Raw genomic sequence first — 22,466 nt, 5'->3', positions numbered from 1 at the left:
TTGTTGCCGTCTACTTTTTCTCATTTCTTATTACGGTGTCAATTGCTGCTTACGTTTCTCAAGTCGTTGCTGTTTGCGCTCCGCCTTGCGAATATGACGCTTCTCTTTCCATTGTGCGACGACCATATACAACGATGGCACGACGAACAGAGTTAGGATGGTTGAGAAGATCAGACCGAAGATAATAACAACGCCAAGCGGACGGAATAGTAGTTCACCGATGGTAGCAATGGGAATCATACCAACGATTGCCGTTAGCGAAGTAAGCAGGATCGGACGGAAACGCGCAGATGCTGCTTGAATCACCGCTTCTTTTAGCTCCATGCCTTCACGCCTTGCATCTTCGATAAATTCGATCAATACAATTCCGTTTCGGACGACGATACCAGCGAGTGCGATAATCCCCATGATCGCCATAAATCCAATCGGTGTCTGCGTAATAAACAGTCCAAGGACTGCACCTGCGGCTGCCAAATACACGGTAGTCATAATAATAAACGGAATCGATAGCGAGTAGAATTGAATGACAATCAAGATGAAAATAATGAATACGGCGACGACGAACAATTGCCCTAGATCGCCGAAGGTATCCGCCTGATCGGATGTTTCTCCTCCTACTTCCCATGTATAGCCTTCAGGAAAATTCATTTGTTCCAGCTTCGGTGTAATATCGCCCATGACTTCGGTAGCGGTGCGACCATTCACGTCTGCTTCAATCGTATTCACACGTTGCAGATCGTAGCGGTTAATCTGCTGAATCGTAAAGCCGGGTTTCATTTGTACGATTTGCGATAATGGAACCTGTGTACCTGCGCTATTCGTGACATTCACCTGTTGCAGCAGCTTATTCGGGCTAGAGGACGCTGCATCGTTCATATACAGCTTGATGTCCACCAAATCCTGTCCATTATCAAAGTCACCGACATTGATGCCGCTACCCATCATAAGTAGGGTCTGAGTCAGATCATTATAGCTGACTTTATAACGATCCATCGCCTGTTTATTCACGACAAAATCCAATGCATAGTTATCATTGCCCATCGTATCGGTAATCCCATACGTGCCAGACGTTTCACTGATCACCTGCTTGATCTGATTTGTCAGACTCCGCAGTTCGTCCAGATCGTCGCCAGCGATACGGATCGATACCGGCTTACCGACGGACACGCCAAGCGCAGCACCTTTAACAGAGATTTCAATGCCCGGATATAGCTGCTTGAGCTGATCAGACCATTGCTCAGTTACTTGCTCCACATCCATGCCCGTTTTACCAGTCACGAGAATCTGACCGGTGTTAGTGCTGCCGCCTCCACCACTACCAATCCCGCTAAATAGTAGGGGTGCTCCACCGCCAGCTGCATAGGAAGTCTTGTCTACCTCATTTTGCTTGCCAACCCATACTGCCATGCTTTGCATCACTTTGTTTGTTTCCTGTAGCGATGTGCCAGATGGCAGAGAGACGCTCACGGTAATGCGCGGATCTTCGGAGGTTGGGAACAGCTCTACTGGTGTAGCTGCCGCCAATCCGTAAATGCCCGTGCTAACAATCAGACCGATCAGTGCAATCAGAAGCGGTTTTTTCAATACACGCGGCATCAGCCTATGGGCATAGCCATTGCTAATTGCTTGAATCTGACGACCAAGTATCCCAGCAGGGCGATCCTGACGACGCTTGCCGCGTTCCAATTGGCGTTCTTCATACCATTGACGGAAGATTGGAATGATCGTTAACGACATGATCATCGACGCGAGCATACAGAGCGAGATAACCGTCGGAATCGGACGGATAAAGGAACCCATATCTCCCTGCAATAGCATCAAAGGCACAAATGCCGAAATTGTCGCCAGCGTCGCCGTGATGATCGATACGGAGACCTCTTTCGTTCCTTTGATCGCTGCGTCAGTTGGGCTCTCTCCGAGAGTGGATAGTCGCCGTTCGATATTGTCATTGACGACGACCGCATCATCGACCAGAATCCCCAGTACGATAATCAGACCGACAATGGTAATCTGATTGAGCGTAATACCGAGTCCCGGCAGGAAGATCAAGCCGAGTGCGATAGAGATTGGAATCGCCAGTGCAACGAAGCCAGCAGTCAGCCAGTTCATGCCAAGCGTACAAATCAGAATAACGGCAGCAATCGCGATCAGCATTTCCTTAATCAAATCTTTGAAAATGCGATCCACTTCGTCATTCTGGGCAAATAATGGTTCTATTTTGACATTGCTTGGTAATGTTTTTTCCAGCGAAGCCATCTTTGTATTGAGACGATGTTCCATAGTCGGTACATCAGACCCGGTTTGGCTACTAATATCGAGCGAGATTGCTGGGCTGCCATTGTAGTAGCTAAGCTGAGTTTCGGTAGCTTTACCCAGCTCAACAGTGGCAACATCCTTCAGGTAGACAGGGATACTATTATCGTTTTGAGAAACGACGATGGAATTGAACTCCTTGTAATCTGTCGATTTATCCACCGTAATCTGGTAGGTACGATCATCATAGGTGAGATCACCTGTAGGTACACGGTTGTTCTCGCCCTGAATGGCTTGCTGCACCGTTTCCCATGAGATGCCATATTGCTGCAATTTGGACATGTTTACATCGATGCGTACCTGCTGATCGGGAATACCGGCGATAGACACTTGAGTAATGCCGGGAACGGAACGCAGCTGACTTTGCCAAGTCGTCATTAGATTATTGAGTGCATACAGGTCTTCTTTGCTTTTGCCATAAATGGCGTATGATTTGACAAACGACTGTGTTAGATTGTCATTGACGACTGGTGCATCGGCATCCTGTGGCAATTGCGCCTGTGCATCCTCAACCTTACGGCGCAGCTCATTCCATGTATCCGTCGCGTCAGCATCATCCTCCGCTTGTACGGTAATGCTGGATACGCCATTGCTAGACGTAGAAGAGATCGTCTTGAGATTGGTTACTTCCTTGATCTTCTGTTCTAGCACTTCGGTTACCGTCTGCTCCATCAACTCCGGTGTAGCCCCAGCGTAGGTCGTTGTGACGGTAGCTGTTTTAATAATTACGTCCGGCATTAGCTGCTTGGGCAACTGGCTGACCTGTGCGACACCGAAGATGATGAGCATCACGAAGAACAGAATGGTGATTTTGCGCTTTTGGACAAAATATTTAATCATTGCGCACCAGCCTCACTGCCAGCTCCATTGTTGGAGACTGCGGGGCTGCTGCTTGTATTCGTGCCGGTAGCATTGCCACCGGTTGCACTGGATTCGGAGCTGCCGACCTTGATCTCGTCTCCGTTGAACAGACGGTCAGCACCGCTGGTGACGACTGTATCGCCAACTTTCAGTCCACTTGTAATCTGATATTGGTTGTTGTATACTTCGCCAAGCTTGACGTTTGTTTGTACCGCTTTGCCGTTGACTGCCTTGAATACATAAGGCTGACTGCCAGAGCTGATGACGGCTGCGGTTGGCAGCAGAATGCCCTGCTGTGCAGAGGTTTGACGAGATGCATTCACTACCTGCCCCGGCTTCCAGTCACGCTGCGGGTTGCTGATCACAACTTCGACGTTGATTGAGCCGGTATTTTCATTCGTTTGTGGGCTAAGGCTAGTTACTTTGCCGGTACGTACATCGTTGTACAGCTGTACGCTTACCTGCTGACCGACTTTCCAGCTAGCAATATCGCTATCAGCAACAGGAAGCTGCACTTTTAGCTTGCTAATATCGCCGATCTGGAACAAGGGTGAGCTGCCGTTACTGCCTCCACCGCCGCCTGCACTTACGGATTGACCGACAGACAGATTTTTTTCCAGAATGGTACCGGCGGCTGGTGCTTTCATGCTGGCACGGGATAGATTCAGCTTGGCGGTTTGTACAGCGACGACCTTCTGATCATATGCCGCTTGCGATTGCTCCACGCCTGCATTTGCCTTGCTGACCGCTGCATTGGCTTGCTCGACACTTGCCTGTGCGCTTTGGATGCCGACCTGCGCTTCTTTTACAGCAGAAGCAGCCTTGGCACGGTCTGCGGTGCTAGAGCCTTCTTGGGTGAGGGACAGCTTCTCCTGCGCGTCCGAGAGTGCGGTTTGTGCATCGGACAGCGCTGTTTGTGCTTGTTCATAATCCTGCTGTGTCATCAGACCGTTATCCAGTAGTGTCTGTGAACGGGTCGCTTCGGTCTTCGCTTGGTTGTAAGCGGTTTGTGCCTGATTTACCGCATTTTGCGCCTGTGCAAGCTCCTGTGAACGAGCGCCAGATTGAACATCCTGCTCACTGATACGGGCGCTTTCCAGCTTTGCCTGTGCCGAAGATACACCTGCTGCGGCAGCTTGTTGCCCGGCGCGAGCATCGCTCAAGGATGCCTTCGCACTTGCCAATGAAGCGGCGGCTGCGGATACATCCTCCTGTGCATTTTGCAGAGATAATTGCAGATCCGACGTATCCAATCGGGCAAGCACTTCGCCCTTGCTGACGGTATCGCCAATATCCTTGCTCACGCTCAATACGGTTCCCGCCGTCTGAAAGGAGACGGGGGTCTGCTCATACGCGATTGATGTACCGGACAGATCGTAGTTCGTATGGAGCGGCTGTTTTTTGACCGTTGTCATCTGCACTGTACTTGTTGTCGGCGCTACCGCCGCTGGTTCGCTGGAGCAAGCTGCCAAACTGGCAACCAGCACCACGGATGTGAAGGCTATGGACCATTTCCTATTCATGCTTACAGTATCCTCCTATAATCGTATGTCTAATCTGTACTCCTGTATTCCACACTACCAAAATCGACAACATTCGGAATCGTCCATACGTGCAACTGCCCTTTTTTTCCTTTCTGCCCAAAAGGGCAGCCGAGTCTTGCCCTTTGGGTAAACGTACGCAAAAAAACACTCATTCCTACGAATGAGTGTCCTTGACGAAGTCTATTGCTTTGTTACAGATGAACGATCCCCTTCTCAATCGCAATCGCTACTGCCTGCGCACGGGAATCGACACCAAGCTTATTGTAAATGCTCGTCAAATGCGCCTTAACCGTCCGCTCGGAGATGCCCATATCAAAGGCGATATCCTTGCTGCGATGTCCATGCGCAATCGCCTGTAAAACGACCTTTTCGCGTTCAGATAATAGAATCGCGCTGTAGCCGGAGGCACTGGCTGTGCGTACTGTTGGTGCGGGTGCCATCGCTTTGCCGCGCGCTTGAAAGACAGTCTGCATAATCTCAGGCTGTAGCAGCGTCTCGCCGCGAATCGCCGAATCCAGCGTGCGGAACAGATTCTCGCGCTTGGAATCCTTGAGCAAATATCCGCGCGCCCCCATCGCCAGCCCTTTCACCATCAGATCGTCCTCGTTATACGTAGTCAAAATAACAACCGGAATGGTGCACTGCTGCTGTTGCAGCTGCTGCATCGCTTCCAGCCCATCCATCACGGGCATATTCAGATCCATCAAAATCACATCTGGTTGCAGCTCCAATGCAAGCCGAACAGCGACCTGCCCGTTCTCTGCCTCACCGACAACCTGATAGTCATCACTCGTTTCTAGAATCAGCTTCAGCCCTTCCCGAACGACAAAATGATCATCGACGATCAGTACTTGATATTTCATGTCACCCTCCTATCTGAGCGGAATCTCAATCTCGATAATCGTGCCCTTTGGCTTATTAGGCATAATATTCAAATTGCCATACATAATACGTACCCGCTCGCGGATGCCGAGTAGACCATAATGACCGGGCTGCTTGCCAATTTGCGACGTATCCAGCCCACGTCCATCGTCAACGACGCGAATGAGCATATGATCGTCCTGCGCACCTAACCATAGAGCTGCATAATGCGCTTCCGCATGACGCGCAATATTGGTTAGACATTCGCGCACAATATGCAGACTATGCTCCATTTGCAGTGGAGACAGCTCCTGCGGAATGGAAAGGTCTGTGTGCATAGCGATACCAGTTGCTGCCTGAAAACGATTCACTTCATTTTGTAGCAGATGACCAAAATCAGTATCATCCGTCGATTGCAACCGCAGGTTGTCAATGACCTCGCGCGCTTCTGCTAGCGTGGTTCTCGCATTGTCCATAGAAGATGAGACGATCTCGCGTGCGCGACCAACATTGTCTTTGCCAAGATGTACATGTACCGCTTCCAGTTGCATGATGATGCCGACCAATCCCTGCGCCAATGTATCATGCAAATCACGCGCCATCCGCTGGCGTTCGTTCGCAACGGTCAATTCCTCCACCTGCCGATGTGCCTGTTCCAGTTCTTCAAGGAAATTCTGGGTACGCACGCGTGCATAATATTGCCGCAGCATCAAATTCACGATGCTGATGACAATAATGTTCATAACCGTTACCAGCGATAGCGATAAGGCAAGACCCGATATGCCGTCTGTTGAGAGCGTGTACCATAATACAATCGCGTAGCCAAGCGCCATGAAAAAGAACATTTTCACTTTGTCGTAATACGCATACAGAAATTGCCCTGCCAGCAGCGGATACAAGCCGAGCTGTACCAGTGCATAACCATAATGGGAAAAATAGATGGTGGATACGCTCAGTAATACCTGAACGGTAAAATAAAGCCATACCCATTTTTGCGAAAATCGATCAAAAAACCAGTTCATAATCATAAACGCAAACAGCACCAGCATCAAAAGCCCTACATGCACTGGGCTTTGTCTGGCAACGGTCACGATAATGCTGACTCCGATCTGAATAATGAATATCCAGAGTACGGTGATTTTTCTGGCTTCACGAGCGATTCCCGAAAAATGATGACTGTTCTGCATAGTTTCACCCTTTCACCTGTCTGTTCCATTATATCAGGTGTGGGCATTTGTATATTGTACTTTTGGGTATGCCCTTTTTGGAGTGGATGGAATATTGTTGATGTCGAGGGATACACATGAGCAAGATCAAGACAAGGCGGAGATGCTCCGACAGCGCTTGATCTTGGTGAGATCGTTCGAATATGGTTCGGATTGCGCACACTAAGGCGGCTTATGTGTACGCCTTACGTCCGCGATATAGTATCAGAATGGCAAGACTGATGAGCACAACCCCCATGAATGCGGGAGCTGTATGACCGAGTGAGACATAGATCTGACCGCCGACAATGGGACCGACAATACGTGCCAAGGATTGAATCGACTGACTACCGCCTTGGATGCGTCCCTGTTCGTTCGCTTCTGCGGATTTGGATAACATCCCATTAAAGGATGGACCGAAGATCGAATCACCGAAGCCAAAGGCAAGCATACCCAGTATAAGCAGCGGATAGAAGCTGAAGATCGCTGATGCTGCAATGAACAGATAGCCTACGATTTCCGACATCATGCCCAGCGTGGCAATCTGTGAATCGCTCATCCTTTTCAGTAGACGCGGCATAATCAGCCCTTGCGAGACAATATCCTGAATACCGATGATGGAGAAAATCAGACCGATTACAGTTGGTTGCCAGTGGAAATTGTCGATGGTGAATTGGGAGAAGATCGCTTGCAGCGAGCCGTTGGGAATCCACAGCAGAAATGCCGAGAGCAGCAACCGCTGCAAATGTCGAATCGATAGTACACTGAATAACTGAGTAAAGGGGTTCAGGCGAGAAGCAGTTATGCGGGGTAAGCGATGGCGTGCATCCAGACTTTCCGGCATATAGATCAGACCGTAGATCAGGGTGACGAGCGTGATCGCAGCGCCAACATACATCGGTACAGCATAGCCGAATGTAGCAAGCAGACCACCAATCGTGGGACCAATAACGATACCTACGCCTGTCATAGCACCGACCCAGCCAAAGTACTTCGTACGCTGCTCACGCGGAGTAATATCTGCAAAGTAAGCGAAGATCGTACCGATACTGCCACCCGTCAGCCCTTCAATGATGCGTCCGAGAAATAACACCCATAGCGCCCCACCGATACCGAATACGATATAGCCAATAGCAGAGCCGAATAGACAAATAAGCAGTACTGGACGACGACCAAAGCGATCACTTAATGCACCTAGCCCCGGCGAAGCGATGAATACGCAAAAAGCATATACGGATAAAAGGAACGTAACGATGGTTGCCTGCTGCTCTGGTGAATGAACATAAGGCTGAACGAGAAACGGAACCACTGGCATGATAATACTGAAGCCAATACCGCATAGAAATACGGCAACTAGACCGAAAATGAGTGCTTGTTTGTTCACAGCCGGTTCTGGTGTGGATGGGGGTTGATGAGATGAGTTGGATGTCGATTGAGACAAGTAGATCGCTCCTTACAAGTTTATTTTGTTTCCTGGTTGACAATATCATAGAATTATTTTGTTTCCTTGTCAACAAAATTATAAACACAAAAAAACCATCCTCTACTGAGAATGGCTGTTTGGTTTAGCTATTAGCTGAAGCAATATGCTTGGGATCGTCTTCCATTTTCCGAATCTGTTCATCTAGATGACGACTGTAATGGTCGATAAAGCGGAGCATACCGTCGTATTGTGCATCCGTAATCTGTGCAAATACGGGTTGGTCGCGCTCCTGAAACTCTCGGTGTAGCTCCTCATGAATCTGGTCAACCGCTTTGCCCTTCGGCGTCAATCGGAAGTAGATTTCCTTTTTGTTCTCCGCTTTCTGGTAGCTTTCGATCAAGCCTTTCTCCATCAGCTTTTTGGTCATTTTACTGATTGCGCTGCGAGTCATGTAAAAAGCCTCTGCCAGTCGCGTTACATTAGGATCTTCGTATTTGCCGATATATTCAAGGCAGTGTACTTCCGAAGGTGTATGCCCTCTGAGACTGACTTCCATCTTACTCTTATTCAGCCATACCATTTTATTGAATACATCGCGGAACTCCTGCATCACCTGTTCCTGCTTGTCCATAGCTGATCCCTCCTGATACATCCATTATATGGCGTTATTGTTTCCTTTTCAACAATATGTAAAAGCCAAACTTTGGTATGGAATCAAGAACCATATACATAACTATTATTCTATTGCTATTATGCTTTATTAGACATCAACTGCAAATGAGATAAATCCAACTGCTCACTTTCAATCATAATCGCAGTCATGCCAGAGGTTGTTTTAGTTTCATGCCATTCATCCTTTTCCCAATAGACAGCGTCTCCTTGTTGAATGTCGATGAATACGTCGTCATTCCCCTTCACTTGTCCTTTACCATTCATAATGAGTAATAATTGAGGTATAGGAGCCTGATGATATCCAATTACGCCATCCTGTTCAAGGTAAACACAATTCATATGTAATGATCCAGTGTATTGCATAATGCGAGAAATAATAAAGTTTGAATTGAACTTATCGATATGTTTTCCTGATTGTTGACCAAATTGAAAAATATGCACGGTAAAATCCCTCCAAATAGTTAGATGTATACAGGTGATAGGCTGTGTATGTAGTAAAAAAGTCGAGGCAGATTCTATAGTATATGAAGTATACGTATAAAATCTACCTCGACTTTCCCCTCACAATAGAAACCGATTTCCTGTACCTCACACATTCTGAATATACCTTAATGAGACACATAAGCAGGAAAAAATGGGAGTGATGCAGCTTGATTTAGCTTAATTGGAATGACGTAGCTTCATGAAGCTTCCAGCAGTTATACGATGCACGCAATGCCTGTACGATTCAATTGTCAGCTGTTCGTCTGCCATATCGGTAAACGATCCAGCAATTGTTGTAGCTTCGCCTTACCATCTAGACAAATGCCACCATGATAACAGAGCAATATGTCAAATTCGTACTGCATCAGCTTATGCAGCGAAGCTATCGACTGCGGCATGTTCTCTGTCAATTCGGCAGGCGGCAACACCAGTTCATTATCAATATAAAATACCAGATCACCTGTGACCACCGTCCGCTCCTGTTCCAGCAGTAGACAAACATGCCCGGATGTATGACCCGGTGTATGAATGACCTGTATTCCACCTGCAATATGAAAGCTCTGCCCATCCGTAAGATAACGGTCGATTCGTCCTGATGGTAATACCGGCAAAGAGGCTTGCCAAGGCACAACATTAGGCTTGAGCAATAGTCGTTCGCCGCGAATATACGGTGCATCCTGTTCATGTGCATAGAAGGTCGCATATCGATTGACTGCATCCAATTCTGGCAAACAGCCGATATGATCGAGATCCTGATGCGTGAGCAGAATGCCGTCCAGCCATTCCGGCGAAGTACCTGCCAGCTGTAACTGATACGAAAGTTCGTCATAGTGTCCCGGCAGACCTACATCCACCAGCATACGGTACTGACGATCCTGAATAAGCAGAGGATAAATAGTGCTATCCTTCCCCATGAATTCCATATCCAACTCAAGTAAAGTGAAGTGGTCATTCAGTGCAATCATTCGGTGTTCACTCCCAAAACAACGTTATGGTCAAATAGTATCGTTTCTGCGGTTCTCTATGTCCGTCCGCCGATAGGAAACGGTACCGACTGCATCATGCTGATGAATTGATTCCTCATTGCGGCACTGGATCACGAAGGATTGTATCCAGTCTTTCTCATATAGATCTGCTGCTGTTAGGCGAAGCATATCCTCGACAAAGCGCGGATTCTCATACGCCTGCTCGGTGACCACCTTCTCATCGGGACGCTTGAGCACAGGGTAAGGCAAGCTGCTAGCATTGCTGGTTGCTACCTCCAATAGCTGCTCCTTCCAATCGTACGGCAGCTTGCCCATTGGTCTAACAGTACATTCCACGTAACCGCGCTGATTGTGCGCACTATATTCACTGATTTCCTTGGAGCATGGACAGAGCGTGGTTACCTGTACCTGTAAGCTGGCTTCGATAGCAAAATGCTGCTGTTCCAAGCGATCCATTTTCTTGGGATGATTCTCATGGGCGTGATAGACAATATGCAAGCTAGCTGTTGCATTGCCGAGTCCAATCGATCTGGTCATCGGCGAAGTCTGCTCGTAAAACCAATCGTAGGTCACCTGCAACTGACTTTGCTGCTGATCCATCACTTGTGCTAGATCGGCGGTCAATGTGCACAACTCCTGTAACCGATCGCTCAATCCGCGTCGCCGTGCTCGCTCCAATTGCTCTGTCAATCTGCTCATATTGATGCCACGTGAAGTAGACGGCAAGCTAGTCGTTAATCGAAAACAAGCATTGACCGTCATCTGCTCCGGTGTCAGCAAAGACTGAACCATTAGCGGATAATGCAGATTACCGATACCAACCTCTTCTAACGTGAACAGATAATCATGATGTGTATTTTGCAAGTCATTCATCTGTTCCTTATGAACAGGCTTCGTTCCCTGTATAGGCTCTACCGAGCCGAATCGCTTCAAGCGCTCGGCTTTGGTGGGAAGTCTGTGCCGTATAGCATTATAATAAATAGATGTGTCGTGCTGCTTACTATTCATGGTAGACTCCTTTAACAGTTTGCTTTACTGGGATGGATCGGCAGGTTGCGGTGATAAGATAGGCGGTGTATACGTCGCAGGTTCGGCTACACACTGAGCGAATTGCTGCTGAAACCATTCTTCGTCCAAATGCTTGCCAATAATAACGATGCGACTGCTGCGCGGCTCGTCCTTTTGCCAGCTGCGATCGGTATGGATACCAAGCATCATATGAACTCCCTGAAAGACTACTCGCTGCTCTACATTTGCAATATGCACAATTCCTTTATACCGATATGTGTCCTCGGCATGAAGCAGCAACCATTCATCAATAAATTGGTTGATTCGCTGCAAGTCTAGCGGACGATCTGCCTGCAAAACGATACTCTGCACCTCGTCCTCATGGTGGTGATGATGCGCATGTAAAAAGTCTGGGCTAATATCCAGCTTCTGCTCTACATCGAAAGAATAAATGCCAAGCAATTGCCCAATATCCAGACTCGAATATCGGGTACGATGAATCGGTGCATACGCATTCATGCGACGTAGCCGTGCTTCCAGCTGTTCCAACTGCTGATCATGCACCAGATCCGTTTTGTTCAATAGCAACACATCGGCAAAAGCAATCTGCGCCTTCGCTTCCGGTCCTTGATCCAAATGAAGGTGCGCATGACGGGCATCCACTAGTGTTAGCACCGCATCCAACTTAAAAAACTGTGCCAGCAGCTCCTCTGCGAGAAAGGTCTGAATAACTGGACCCGGATCAGCCAATCCCGTCGTTTCGATCACAATACGGTCAAAATCCCCGCCGCTTTTTGAATTCTGCTGCCATGAATCTAAACCTTTCTCTAGTGAACCGAATTTGCGATGCAGCAACTGAACTGTAATCTCCACTAGATCACTCCGCACAGTGCAGCAGATACAGCCGTTATTCATCTCAATAATCTCATCGTCCGTACTAACAATCAGTTCATTGTCAATCCCGACCTCGCCAAATTCATTGACGATGACTGCTATTTTCTGCCCATGATCACCAGTCAACAGATGATTCAGCAGTGTGGTCTTACCTGCGCCCAAAAAGCCGGTCACAATCGTAACCGGAATCCGTGGATCACCGATCTGCTCTGTCTCCTCTGATTGAGATGAATGGGCTGCTTCCTGCCGTTCTTTATCCAATGATTCATTTATCTCTGCATTTGCCCTGCTATGGTCGTACTGCTCCTGTCTCATCCCATTCCTCCTCTGCCCATTCTGGCCAGAACTGTTGGTGTTCATCCTCCTCCACCTTTTGCAATTGCTGTTCAAAATCAGAAGTCGGCGCAATATGATCTACAGGCTTCCATTGCTGTGCTTGCGGTTGAAAAGCATGTACATGCCAATATCCATGTTCTAGTGTAAAACGCGCGACTGGCGTGCTTTTCCACTGATGACGCTCTGTACCCGGTAGCTTTTCATGCAATGTCAAACTGTGATCGTCCATATCGTAAACCAGTTGTACTGATGTGCGCATAGGTGCAGGTACTTTCGCGTGAATATAACCATCTATCGTTCGCTGCACTCGGCACATCGTAAAGGTATCCATTGTCATTCACTCCACACTCCTGCTTCAGCTTTAGACAATTCAGGTAGTCAGTATCCAGACTGCTAACACTGAAATGCTGATACGCTGCTTATCAACTTATGTTATCCATTATCGGATGCTATTTATCACCGATCTTTAATAGTAATAATTACGATTAATGATTATCAATATATTCCTCATTGCGATTTTTGTCAACCATCATAACAGAGGATTCAGACATAAAAAAGGATACAAAAAAGCTCCACAGCACAAACTGTGAAGCTTCTTTTTCATTTTCCTTACCAATTCAACATTCAACTTCATATGATCCCCAGGCAGTCTATACGTTCCAATACACATCCTCACATGCACCTCTTAAATCTTCAAACGATAAAACTTCTTATCCACCTTCATCACTGGAAAAGATTCGGGCAATTGCGACTCGGTTACTTCCACGAAGCCGTTCTTTTCATAAAAGCGATGTGCCGCTAGAAATTGCGGAGTAGTACCAAGGTAAATATCGGTGATTTGCTTATCCTCTGCCCATTGTATCGCCTGCTGTAGCAGCAGCTGTGCGGTTTTCCATACCTTGCCACGATAATCGGCATGCACAAACATCTTGCGCAGTGCTACCTGCTGATTGTCGATGTCAACCAGCGCAATCGTACCGACGACACGTTGACCATCCAGCGCTACCCAAAAATTGCCGTTCTGCTGCTGGTAAAATTGCGGGATACTCATCAGATCAGGCTGATCCTCACGCGTAATTGCAATGTTATACTCCTGCTGCTGAATATGTACAATCAGTTCTGCAATTGGCTCGCGGTCACTCTCTTCATATGGACGAATACTCAGTTGATTGGACATCATACCACTCCTTTTCCCCATGCCGATATCATCCGGCTTTGTGTATGTAAATGTTGGTATGTTTATGATAATGCGTCATGCTCCTCTGTACAAGCACCTCATATATAAAAGGCTGCCGTTCTGTTGAATTGTATATCTTCAACAAAACGGCAGCCTTTTCACGGATTGAATACTACATGATGCTTATTGTATCGCTCTATATTGGCACCACGTACTGTTATATAAACATCAAGATAACGATGTAGCATTATCATGCAAATCTATAATCATTCAAATCTCTTTTATCCAAAAATCATCTAAAATTGCAACTATCGGATCTGTTACAACAGAATGGAGATCAGAATCGGTAAGGAAATCAAAGATAGGATTGCACTTAGGACAAAGGACGACGCTGTCTCGACCTCAAGCGTTTCAAAGCGTGTCGCGATCATGGCAGCGACAGCTGAACCTGGGAACGATACGAGCAGAACTGCCATCGTCACATCATTCGATGACAGACCGAATGCCAGTGCCAATGCAAATGTCAGAACAGGCAGTGCAATGACTTTTAACAGCGAGATACCAATGGCACTACCGCTGAATTTGATACGGTTCAGACCAATGGTTACACCGATAGCAAACAGTGCAGCACCGGAAGTAACATCCCCGATTTGATCCAAAGAATCTTGCAGCAATTGTGGTGCTTGGAATCCCAGCAGCGTCAGAATGACACCAAGCAGCGGTACACAAGCAAGCGGCTCACGCAAACCATGCAAAATGGAATGAATGGTCAGCTTCAGGAGACCTTCTTGATGACCTTCTTTTTGACTGTTGGCTTGTGTTTTCTTACCAACCGAGCTAACGATGGTGGCAATTGGATCAAGCAGTGCGTTTACAACAACACCCGTAATCGCAATCGGGATGGCAACTTCCGCTGCTCCGAACAAACTGCCCAGAACGGGAATCCCCATAAAAGCGAACGATGGCTGTGTCGAGTTTAGCGAGAAAATGGATGCTTTGTTCAGATCCATTTTGAATACCAGACGCATAACCAGCAGCATAACGACATAGAAGCCGATAATGCCAAGGAACATGGTCATAAAAAATGGCCATTTCTCAATCAGCGTCTGTTTGCTGGTAGTGGTAATACCAATGAACAGATGCGCAGGTAGCGCAAATTTGGTAACTAATGTATTTAAACCTTTGGACGAGGCGGGATTGAATACTTTAAAATGACCGCCTAGAAACCCAAGAATAATAACAAAGAAAATCGGAATTAAAATCACAAAAATATGACCGACTGACATGATTACAGGACCTCCATCTTATGGTTGCGCTATGTTGTGTAATGCCCAAAAGGGCGGCTGCCTATCCAAAGGGACAGGCAGCCGGGTTCTGCAAACGCAGAGCAGTTGCATCATCATTTGTGTGTAGCAGCTGACTTCGCGTTTGCAGCGTACATATCTACAAACCGCGGCAATACGGTTAGGGAATCTTCCGGGCATCATCCATACCCGGTATTCCGGTGATTCGACAGCTCTCTCTTGTATAGAGCTTCTCTTTTACGCTTTGATGCGTTTCTTCTATAGGAATGCCTGTCTCGATTTAGCCTACTTGAGACATTTCGGCAGCTTTTACATCACGGTATACTGGATGCCACATGGCATCTTTGATTGCTTGCTCCACATCGTCTGGAGTATGGTTGGCAACACCATCCTGAATCGCTGCTTTTGCGACGGCAACAGCCACGGCAAACGATACCGTATGCAGATCTTTCACGTGTGGTAGCAGCGATGCGCCCGGTGCGGAAGAATCGACCGCATGAGCAACTGCATCAGCAGCAGCGGTAAACATGCCTTTTGTAAATACGCTTGCTTTGGCAACAATGGCACCTAGACCAAGTCCAGGGAAGACAAACGCATTGTTGGATTGACCGATTTCGTAAGTCACGCCTTTGTATTCAACTGGTGCAAACGGGCTACCAGTAGCAATCAGTGCTTTACCATCTGTCCATGCTAACAGATCAGCAGGTACAGCTTCAGCCAGTGACGTTGGGTTGGACATTGGCATAATGATCGGACGTTCCACATGGCTCGCCATTTCTTTGATTATCTCTTCGCTGAATGCGCCAGTTACACCGGATGTACCAAGCAGAATGGTTGGTTTCACTTGACGAATCACTTCCAGCAGGCTGATTTTGCCATCAGCATCAGTCGCCCAGTCGCTTACTTCAGATACTTCACGTACATATGGTTTTTGGAATTCAAAAACGCCTTCTGTTTCTTCTGTCAGCAGACCACGATAGTCGTATGCCCAGAAGCGTTGTTCCGCTTCTTTTTGCGACAGCCCTTCTTTGATCATAGCATCGCGAATTTGGTCGGCATTACCGATACCCGCAGCACCCGGACCGAATACGAGTACACGATGATCGCGCAGTGGTGTGCCGCTTACTTGTACACCGGACATGATGGCTGCCAGTGTTACCGCACCAGTACCTTGAATATCATCGTTAAAGGTAAGAATGTTATCGCCGTATTTGTTAATGATGTTTCGTGCATTCACATTACCGAAGTCTTCCCAGTGCAGCAGTACATTTGGGAATAGCTTGCGAACTGTTTCTACATAACGATCGATAAATTGGTCGTATTTCTCACCACGGATACGTTCATGACGATTACCGATGTACAGTGGATCATTCAGCAATTTTTCGTTGTTCGTACCTGCATCCAGTACGACTGGCAGTACACGGCTTGGGTTAATACCTACAGCAGCAGTATATACAGCAAGTTTACCGATGGCGATATTGATACCGCCTACGCCCCAGTCGCCGATACCAAGGATACTTTCAGAGTCCGTTGCGACGATCAGATCAACGTCGCCCGGCTGCATACCAGAGTTGCGGAATGCTTCTTCAATGCCGTCCATGTTATCAATAGAGAGATAAACACCGCCCGGTTTATGGTATTGCTGGCTGTATTCCTGAATCGATTGTCCGACAGTCGGTGTATACACGATTGGCAGCATTTCGCTCAGATGCTGGCTCAGCAGACGATAGTACAGTACCACGTTGCGGTTAGACAGATCGTTCAGCATAATATTTTTGCGCAGATTATTAGGTTCACTTTGCAGTTGTTCGTACACCCGATTAACCTGCTCTTCAATAGTCAAAATAGTGGGAGGCAGAATTCCGTTCAAGTCGAGTTCTTTGCGTTCCTCCGCTGTAAAAGCAACCCCCTTGTTCAAAATTGGGTTAGCTAGTACATCTTTTCCTTTCAATACAGTACGTAGAGATCCATCACGATCAAGATAAAAAGCATTCATTTTCATAGCCTTCTTTCTTACTTTTTTACTATTTGTTATTTTTCGTAATCAACAGTAATCACAATATTTATAATAGTATCATTTTGACATATTGTAAAGGCTAAATTTGAATATTTTCTATCAATTATCATTTTATCATTGATAAAAACTATGATAATAATGAATATACAGAATATTTATTTCATTTTTACAACTTCTTTCATAAAAAAGATACCGTTTACATGTGTCCAAAAAATGAAACTATGTAGATACGACGCGGGATGTTAAGGATTGGAAAAATAAATTAAAAATAATATAATGATAGATAGAAGCAATGATAAGGAGAAATCAGCGATGGAACTAAGACAACTGGAGTATTTTGTAGCGGTTTGTGAGGAGCTTCATTTTACCCGTGCTGCGGAAAAATTGGGCATTACCCAGCCTACACTCAGTATTCAGATTCGCACGATGGAGGAAGAATTGGGGATGCAGCTTTTTGATCGGATTGGCAAACGCATCACTCCGACCGAAGCAGGCTATATTCTGCTCAAGCAAGCGCGCAGTATCTTATTGAAGCTTCAAGATACGTATGATGAGATTAATGGGCTACGTCAATATGACGGCGGGAATCTGGTCGTTGGGCTGATGGCGGCAGAGCTGGATTATCGGGTGACTCCGATTCTGATCGATTTTCACCAGCAATTTCCGAAGGTGCATTTGAAAATATCGTCTGCGATTGAGGTTGCCGATATGGTGATTAACAATCAAGTTGATATTGGCATTACGTTGATTGAGTTCAGCGATCCACGATTAACGACCATTCCACTCTATACCGAGGAATTCGTTCTTGTCGTGTCCGAGCGCCATGAGTTGGCAGGACGCAAATCGGTTGCGCTAGAGCAGTTGGGGAATCTGCCGCTGATTGCCTATCCTAAAGGCTTCAAAGCACGCGAGTTGATCGAAACCCATTGCCGCGAGCATGGCATGAATTTGAATATTATCGTAGAAACGTCCACTGCCTCTTCGCTGTACGGCTTTGTTCGTTCCAATGTAGGCGCCTGCTTGCAGCCATATTCCCTGTCCAAATCATTTAACGATCCGACACTGCGACTGATCAAAATTGAGGATTTCCCACCGATCCGCCATATCGGCATCATGCACCGAAATGACAAGTTTCTCGGCTATGCCGCCAAGCAGTTTATCCAGCTGGTGCAGAATCAGATGACGACAGGCTGACTAGATTCTTCTATAACACAGACTGCTTTATCGTGTATGTATCGTATAAGCAAAAAGCGCCTTTATCTATTTCAACAGATAAAGGCGCTTTTGTTGTTTGTTTAGCTATTCCCATCATGTAGCATAGTAGTCTATCGAAAAAGAGGCTGCTCTCTATGCGTATAGAATCGTAGTGTGCTTCATCATTTAGCCGATAATCAAGCAGCCGCATTCACTGCCATGTCCCAGTTGTGTCGTATGAACGACCGGAATCTCGCGCTCTGCGGTCATTTTCATCACATAATCCAACAACGCATCGCGCTCTCCGTGCTGCTCCAATTCGGTAAAGGTACCGATCAGCAGCCCAGAGCATTCCTGTAACAGCCCTGTCTGACTCAATTGATCCAGCATAGATACAACACGTTTTAGTCGTCCGCTTAATCCCTCCAGCATGATGACCCGTCCGCGAGCATGTGGGAAATTACGCGTACCTGCTAGCTTCAGTAGACAACGCAGATTGCCGCCGATCAACTCTCCCTTCAAATCCTCGCCACGCAAAAACTCAAATTCCAGATCATACAGATCACTGCCACCTTCAAAAAAGGTATGATAGAACTTTTGCCGCTGCATCTCCCCGTGCTGACGTACCAGATTCATCACCTGATAGTGGTAACCCGCTACATCGGTCCGTGCATAGATCGCATTCAACACAACTGACAGATCGCTCATACCGAACAATGGCTTACCTGAGCGTGCGATAGCATCGTAATCCAGATACGGTAATATCCCGTTCGCTGAATCACCACCAGAAATATCAAAGATCGCTTTGACCTGTTCGTCGGCAAATAATCGGTTGAGTTCTGCTGCCCGATCCTGCGGGCTGCCGCTCCAACCGTACTCTGCTTCCATTAGCGTTCTTGCTTCCTGTACATGCAACCCCCACTCGCTCAGACGTTGAATCAGTTCATCCACACTCCCTCGATTTGCCTGAGCGATTCCATCTGAACAGGAGATCAAAGCGACAGTGTCGCCACTGTTTAACTGTAATTGTGACATTATGCTGCTCCTTTGCTATGAATTGGTATAAGGATATTGTTGCTATTCAATCGTATCCATCCTTCGCTTCATGGAAAGTGGTGCGATAATATCCTGCCTCTCCGAGAAACGTATCCCTACTCAGCCCTTGCTCGCCGAGCAATTCGCGATAATGATTGATGGTTCCATCATGTGAAATGATAATAGCTCGTGAACTGCCACTTTCTTTTAATTCCAATAACAATTGACGTGCATGACATTCAAACTGGGCATGAGGCATTGTATTGACTGCGTCATGCCATAATTCTAATGATTGCTTATTCATTATTCGCCAATCAGCATAATCGGTACATAATTGTTCTATTGTCAAAATGCGATCACAAGGTAGCGTATACCAATCAGGATTCTGCGGATACATGCGTGGACCACATAACGGACTAATCCAAACCTGATCAGAATAATGATCACGTGCAAGCTGATAAAACGATTCTATCGTACGTATCGTTGGACTAATGATACATAGATCGTTAATAGTAATCTGAATTTCAGTACCCAGTGCTTGCATTTGCTGTTCACCGAATGCGGTAAGATGTGGATGAATCGTTTGCAGACGATCACGTGTATTCAAATTGTGTTCCGACTGCCCGTGACGAACAAAGATCACTTCCATAGGCTTCTCCCTGTTTGGATTTGAAATATCATATGTAATTACAATAAGCCAAGTTTGCGTTCATCTTATCATTATTCCAACATATGGAGCAAGCAAGCGTATATGACTAATAAAGCGCAGTCTCTACTATTACACTACATCCAAAAAACCTGTCATGCGACAGGTTTTTTTGGATGTATGACTCATACTGTAGTTAGTTTGAGGATACATTGATAAATGTTACTTCGGGAAAACGGCGATCTGGTCCTTTAAGTAAGTCGCTCTTTCGATTTTTTAAATAGTGATCAAACAAGTCTACCATATAAGCATTCGTAATCTCACTCACTCGTGCAGGTGATATTGTGCCTGTAGCCCCAACTAGCTTGAAGGCAGGCGAGACAAACTGTACATCTGTAAAATTAAGATGCTCTGTATTCTGGATGTAGATCACGCCTCCTCCAGCTGCGACGGCTTCACGCATATCCTTTAACTCCAACTGCTTATCCTTCATCACTCCGTCCTCCCATGCTCTGGTAGAACCCATCTGTTGTAGCTCTGCATCTGTATAGACGTCATGATCGATGACCCGCTGTATCGCTTCATGATTGCTTGCCGAGTTGATAAACAGGAATGGCTTGCGCAGAGGTTCTCTATCTTGCAATCGATATAACCCTCCATCCAGATCGACCCCAACTGTGATGCGCGGATCGTATGCGGCATCATATGCAGTCGCTCCGCCGATGGAATGACCGAATATGCCTATATGCTGAAGATCCAGCCTGCCCTTGAGTGAACTGGAGATGTGACCAGATTGAATCAACTGTAATTGATCCAATACAAATGCCACATCATCGGTTAATATTACTCCTAGCTTATCGCGCTGTGCGCGTTCTGTCTGATAATCATGATTGGGCGAAAACAATGTATCGCTTGTATTGGTTGTGATTCGTCCATCTGGAAACTGCGTTGCAATTGTATTATACGTATGATCAATCATAACTACGATATATCCATGACTGGCGAGTTCTTCCGCTTGTGATGTGTGGAAGAATCGCGAAGATCCATTGCCAGGATTCCCGATAATGAGTGGATACGTCTGCTGTGCCGAAGCGACTGCTGCGTCTGCATACGCATAGCTGGAAATATATTTTAAATGCTGAAACGTAAATCCGGGCAATCCATAATGCTCGGCTATATAAGGTAAAATGTCAGCATCTGCAACGAAAGGTGCATAGGTCTCATGACTAGCTTGAGCCGGATACCAGACCTGAACCATCAACTCCCGATTATGCTTTCCGGTCGGATCAAATGACTCTTTTCGACTCGTATCAACCAAATGAAATGTCTGCGTTCCCACCTTCCACTCGCCTGTTGGTGCTGGCAAATGAAAGACAGGGAAAGCATATAGCAGCCCTGTTGTTGCAACGAACAGAAGGATGATACCAACAGAAGCCAATCGTCTCAGGAAGCGCGGACGGGTGAGCGATATACCTTTTCCAAAATAACGAAAGCCTGCAATCATCACTAGTATAAGCGTAGTGCCATAGAGTAACAGTAGCTGCACGCGCTCTCCTTCAATCGCCCATTGCAGTATCAGTATACCAAGTGCAACTATACTTCCAACGAGTAGCCAAGTTTTACGCCGCTCATGCTGGAATATAGTAATACATACGAATAATCCGATTGTAGACAGAAAAAGCAACAGTTCCATTAACCGCATGTCTATTCTCCTTTGTAGGTGCATGTTCATGATCTTGTGGTTCTCCCTGATAACATCAAGCTCCATAAGCTACCGTCAGCTTACTATGTAAAAGACAGCAACCAAATCGAAAATGTATCAAGCATATCCAAATGAATAGCAAAAGAACAGGAAACAAACAGCAAAAAAACTATCGGTCTTCCATTTCTCTACACAAAGGAGTTATAACCATGTATCTATTACGAATAGATACACTTGCGGATGACAATGTTGCTCAACAATATTTTGATGAAATATGGCAAAAACATCTTGAAAGTCTTCCTAGATTCGGCATTATTGTTCACTGCATTTTCAAGGCTATTCATGAGCCAAAAGTAGTCGCTCTCGTATCTTATGCAGAGAATATCGATCCTCAGCAATCCGAAGTTGACTATATGGAGAGTTCCGAATTGCATTACGATATGGGTACAATTGATATGAATGTTGTGCTGGGTGTGGATGCTTTGATGTTGGAAGAGGCTACCTATTTCCCTCTGAGAAAATGAATACAGGTTAAGGATAGATTGTTGACTGGGCTTCTTCATGATGAGGAAGCTACTCATTCAACGGTCTTTTTCTTACGATACGGTTGTCTGATGATTTGGATAAATGAAAGAAACGTTCATGATTGACAATAATAACGGTTCTACTGAATAGGTACAGGTACGATAGATACATGGCATCGTCATACAATTCGTCATACAATGATTGGTGTAAGATCCACACAGTTGCTCCTATTATTGATTGCCAAATATCATCATTCTGAACGCTTTCTTGTGCATGATTT

The 22,466-nt window shown here is 46.3% G+C and carries 19 protein-coding genes; 2 read left to right on the top strand and 17 right to left on the bottom strand.

The window, feature by feature from the left end:
• Positions 1–30: 30 nt before the first annotated feature.
• From ABXR35_RS07605 to ABXR35_RS07540, 14 genes are all read right to left on the bottom strand, one after another.
• The gene (locus tag ABXR35_RS07605; protein WP_367057698.1) at positions 31–3,153 is read right to left on the bottom strand and encodes an efflux RND transporter permease subunit; all 3,123 of its coding nucleotides are present in this window, start codon (positions 3,151–3,153) and stop codon (positions 31–33) included.
• Positions 3,150–4,697: an efflux RND transporter periplasmic adaptor subunit gene (locus tag ABXR35_RS07600; RefSeq protein ID WP_367057695.1), complete on the bottom strand. Its 1,548-nt coding sequence runs from the start codon at positions 4,695–4,697 to the stop codon at positions 3,150–3,152. The genes ABXR35_RS07605 and ABXR35_RS07600 overlap by 4 nt, the downstream gene beginning before the upstream one ends.
• Before the next feature lie 212 nt (positions 4,698–4,909).
• Positions 4,910–5,581: a response regulator gene (locus tag ABXR35_RS07595; RefSeq protein WP_367057692.1), complete on the bottom strand. Its 672-nt coding sequence runs from the start codon at positions 5,579–5,581 to the stop codon at positions 4,910–4,912.
• Positions 5,582–5,590: 9 nt separating this feature from the next.
• On the bottom strand, positions 5,591–6,766 hold the full coding sequence (locus ABXR35_RS07590) for a sensor histidine kinase (RefSeq protein ID WP_367057689.1): 1,176 nt from the start codon (positions 6,764–6,766) through the stop codon (positions 5,591–5,593).
• Positions 6,767–6,977: 211 nt separating this feature from the next.
• Positions 6,978–8,168 (bottom strand): MFS transporter, encoded by a 1,191-nt coding sequence (locus ABXR35_RS07585; protein ID WP_436669350.1) that lies wholly within the window; start codon positions 8,166–8,168, stop codon positions 6,978–6,980.
• A gap of 181 nt (positions 8,169–8,349) precedes the next feature.
• Positions 8,350–8,838 carry a MarR family transcriptional regulator gene (locus ABXR35_RS07580; protein ID WP_367057683.1) on the bottom strand — a complete coding sequence of 163 codons (489 nt, stop codon included), beginning with the start codon at positions 8,836–8,838 and terminating at the stop codon, positions 8,350–8,352.
• A gap of 119 nt (positions 8,839–8,957) precedes the next feature.
• Positions 8,958–9,320 carry a cupin gene (locus ABXR35_RS07575; RefSeq protein ID WP_367057680.1) on the bottom strand — a complete coding sequence of 121 codons (363 nt, stop codon included), beginning with the start codon at positions 9,318–9,320 and terminating at the stop codon, positions 8,958–8,960.
• 293 nt (positions 9,321–9,613) lie between these two features.
• Positions 9,614–10,327: an MBL fold metallo-hydrolase gene (locus ABXR35_RS07570; protein ID WP_367057677.1), complete on the bottom strand. Its 714-nt coding sequence runs from the start codon at positions 10,325–10,327 to the stop codon at positions 9,614–9,616.
• 30 nt (positions 10,328–10,357) lie between these two features.
• Positions 10,358–11,356 (bottom strand): GTP cyclohydrolase FolE2, encoded by a 999-nt coding sequence (folE2, locus tag ABXR35_RS07565; RefSeq protein ID WP_367057674.1) that lies wholly within the window; start codon positions 11,354–11,356, stop codon positions 10,358–10,360.
• A gap of 24 nt (positions 11,357–11,380) precedes the next feature.
• The gene (locus ABXR35_RS07560; protein WP_367057671.1) at positions 11,381–12,565 is read right to left on the bottom strand and encodes a CobW family GTP-binding protein; all 1,185 of its coding nucleotides are present in this window, start codon (positions 12,563–12,565) and stop codon (positions 11,381–11,383) included.
• The gene (locus tag ABXR35_RS07555) at positions 12,540–12,923 is read right to left on the bottom strand and encodes a DUF3024 domain-containing protein (protein WP_367057668.1); all 384 of its coding nucleotides are present in this window, start codon (positions 12,921–12,923) and stop codon (positions 12,540–12,542) included. Before ABXR35_RS07555 ends, ABXR35_RS07560 begins: the two co-directional genes overlap by 26 nt.
• Positions 12,924–13,271: 348 nt before the next feature.
• A complete protein-coding gene (locus ABXR35_RS07550) occupies positions 13,272–13,763 on the bottom strand; it encodes a GNAT family N-acetyltransferase (protein WP_367057665.1) in 492 nt (163 codons plus the stop codon).
• A gap of 320 nt (positions 13,764–14,083) precedes the next feature.
• Positions 14,084–15,049, bottom strand: a complete 966-nt coding sequence (locus ABXR35_RS07545) for an AEC family transporter (protein ID WP_367057662.1) — start codon at positions 15,047–15,049, stop codon at positions 14,084–14,086.
• Between the two features lie 298 nt (positions 15,050–15,347).
• Positions 15,348–17,063 carry an NAD-dependent malic enzyme gene (locus tag ABXR35_RS07540; protein WP_367057659.1) on the bottom strand — a complete coding sequence of 572 codons (1,716 nt, stop codon included), beginning with the start codon at positions 17,061–17,063 and terminating at the stop codon, positions 15,348–15,350.
• A 333-nt stretch (positions 17,064–17,396) separates the two neighbouring features.
• Here ABXR35_RS07540 and ABXR35_RS07535 point away from each other — a divergent pair, with 333 nt between their 5' ends.
• Positions 17,397–18,278 (top strand): LysR family transcriptional regulator, encoded by an 882-nt coding sequence (locus ABXR35_RS07535; RefSeq protein WP_367057656.1) that lies wholly within the window; start codon positions 17,397–17,399, stop codon positions 18,276–18,278.
• A gap of 186 nt (positions 18,279–18,464) precedes the next feature.
• Here the strand turns inward: ABXR35_RS07535 and ABXR35_RS07530 are convergent, their stop codons facing one another.
• From ABXR35_RS07530 to ABXR35_RS07520, 3 genes are all read right to left on the bottom strand, one after another.
• A complete protein-coding gene (locus ABXR35_RS07530) occupies positions 18,465–19,313 on the bottom strand; it encodes an LD-carboxypeptidase (protein ID WP_367057653.1) in 849 nt (282 codons plus the stop codon).
• 46 nt (positions 19,314–19,359) lie between these two features.
• Positions 19,360–19,962: a phosphoglycerate mutase family protein gene (locus tag ABXR35_RS07525; protein WP_367057650.1), complete on the bottom strand. Its 603-nt coding sequence runs from the start codon at positions 19,960–19,962 to the stop codon at positions 19,360–19,362.
• Between the two features lie 193 nt (positions 19,963–20,155).
• Positions 20,156–21,661 (bottom strand): alpha/beta hydrolase family protein, encoded by a 1,506-nt coding sequence (locus tag ABXR35_RS07520; protein WP_367057647.1) that lies wholly within the window; start codon positions 21,659–21,661, stop codon positions 20,156–20,158.
• A gap of 209 nt (positions 21,662–21,870) precedes the next feature.
• Here ABXR35_RS07520 and ABXR35_RS07515 point away from each other — a divergent pair, with 209 nt between their 5' ends.
• Positions 21,871–22,185, top strand: coding sequence for a hypothetical protein (locus tag ABXR35_RS07515; RefSeq protein WP_367057644.1), 315 nt, complete (start codon positions 21,871–21,873; stop codon positions 22,183–22,185).
• The last annotated feature ends 281 nt before the right edge of the window (positions 22,186–22,466 follow it).

Origin of the sequence: Paenibacillus sp. JQZ6Y-1 (assembly GCF_040719145.1) — a bacterium.
In the GTDB taxonomy this organism is placed as follows: domain Bacteria; phylum Bacillota; class Bacilli; order Paenibacillales; family Paenibacillaceae; genus Saccharibacillus; species Saccharibacillus kandeliae.
The sequence above is the reverse complement of the archived record's forward strand: the minus strand, read 5'-3'. Positions and strand labels throughout refer to the sequence as shown.

Coding starts and splice junctions, on each gene's coding strand:
- ABXR35_RS07605 (WP_367057698.1), bottom strand. CDS start 3,153: ATGATTAAATATTTTGTCCAAAAGCGCAAAATCACCATTCTGTTCTTC.
- ABXR35_RS07600 (WP_367057695.1), bottom strand. CDS start 4,697: ATGAATAGGAAATGGTCCATAGCCTTCACATCCGTGGTGCTGGTTGCC.
- ABXR35_RS07595 (WP_367057692.1), bottom strand. CDS start 5,581: ATGAAATATCAAGTACTGATCGTCGATGATCATTTTGTCGTTCGGGAA.
- ABXR35_RS07590 (WP_367057689.1), bottom strand. CDS start 6,766: ATGCAGAACAGTCATCATTTTTCGGGAATCGCTCGTGAAGCCAGAAAA.
- ABXR35_RS07580 (WP_367057683.1), bottom strand. CDS start 8,838: ATGGACAAGCAGGAACAGGTGATGCAGGAGTTCCGCGATGTATTCAAT.
- ABXR35_RS07570 (WP_367057677.1), bottom strand. CDS start 10,327: ATGATTGCACTGAATGACCACTTCACTTTACTTGAGTTGGATATGGAA.
- folE2 (WP_367057674.1), bottom strand. CDS start 11,356: ATGAATAGTAAGCAGCACGACACATCTATTTATTATAATGCTATACGG.
- ABXR35_RS07560 (WP_367057671.1), bottom strand. CDS start 12,565: ATGAGACAGGAGCAGTACGACCATAGCAGGGCAAATGCAGAGATAAAT.
- ABXR35_RS07555 (WP_367057668.1), bottom strand. CDS start 12,923: ATGACAATGGATACCTTTACGATGTGCCGAGTGCAGCGAACGATAGAT.
- ABXR35_RS07550 (WP_367057665.1), bottom strand. CDS start 13,763: ATGTCCAATCAACTGAGTATTCGTCCATATGAAGAGAGTGACCGCGAG.
- ABXR35_RS07545 (WP_367057662.1), bottom strand. CDS start 15,049: ATGTCAGTCGGTCATATTTTTGTGATTTTAATTCCGATTTTCTTTGTT.
- ABXR35_RS07540 (WP_367057659.1), bottom strand. CDS start 17,063: ATGAATGCTTTTTATCTTGATCGTGATGGATCTCTACGTACTGTATTG.
- ABXR35_RS07535 (WP_367057656.1), top strand. CDS start 17,397: ATGGAACTAAGACAACTGGAGTATTTTGTAGCGGTTTGTGAGGAGCTT.
- ABXR35_RS07530 (WP_367057653.1), bottom strand. CDS start 19,313: ATGTCACAATTACAGTTAAACAGTGGCGACACTGTCGCTTTGATCTCC.
- ABXR35_RS07525 (WP_367057650.1), bottom strand. CDS start 19,962: ATGGAAGTGATCTTTGTTCGTCACGGGCAGTCGGAACACAATTTGAAT.
- ABXR35_RS07520 (WP_367057647.1), bottom strand. CDS start 21,661: ATGCGGTTAATGGAACTGTTGCTTTTTCTGTCTACAATCGGATTATTC.
- ABXR35_RS07515 (WP_367057644.1), top strand. CDS start 21,871: ATGTATCTATTACGAATAGATACACTTGCGGATGACAATGTTGCTCAA.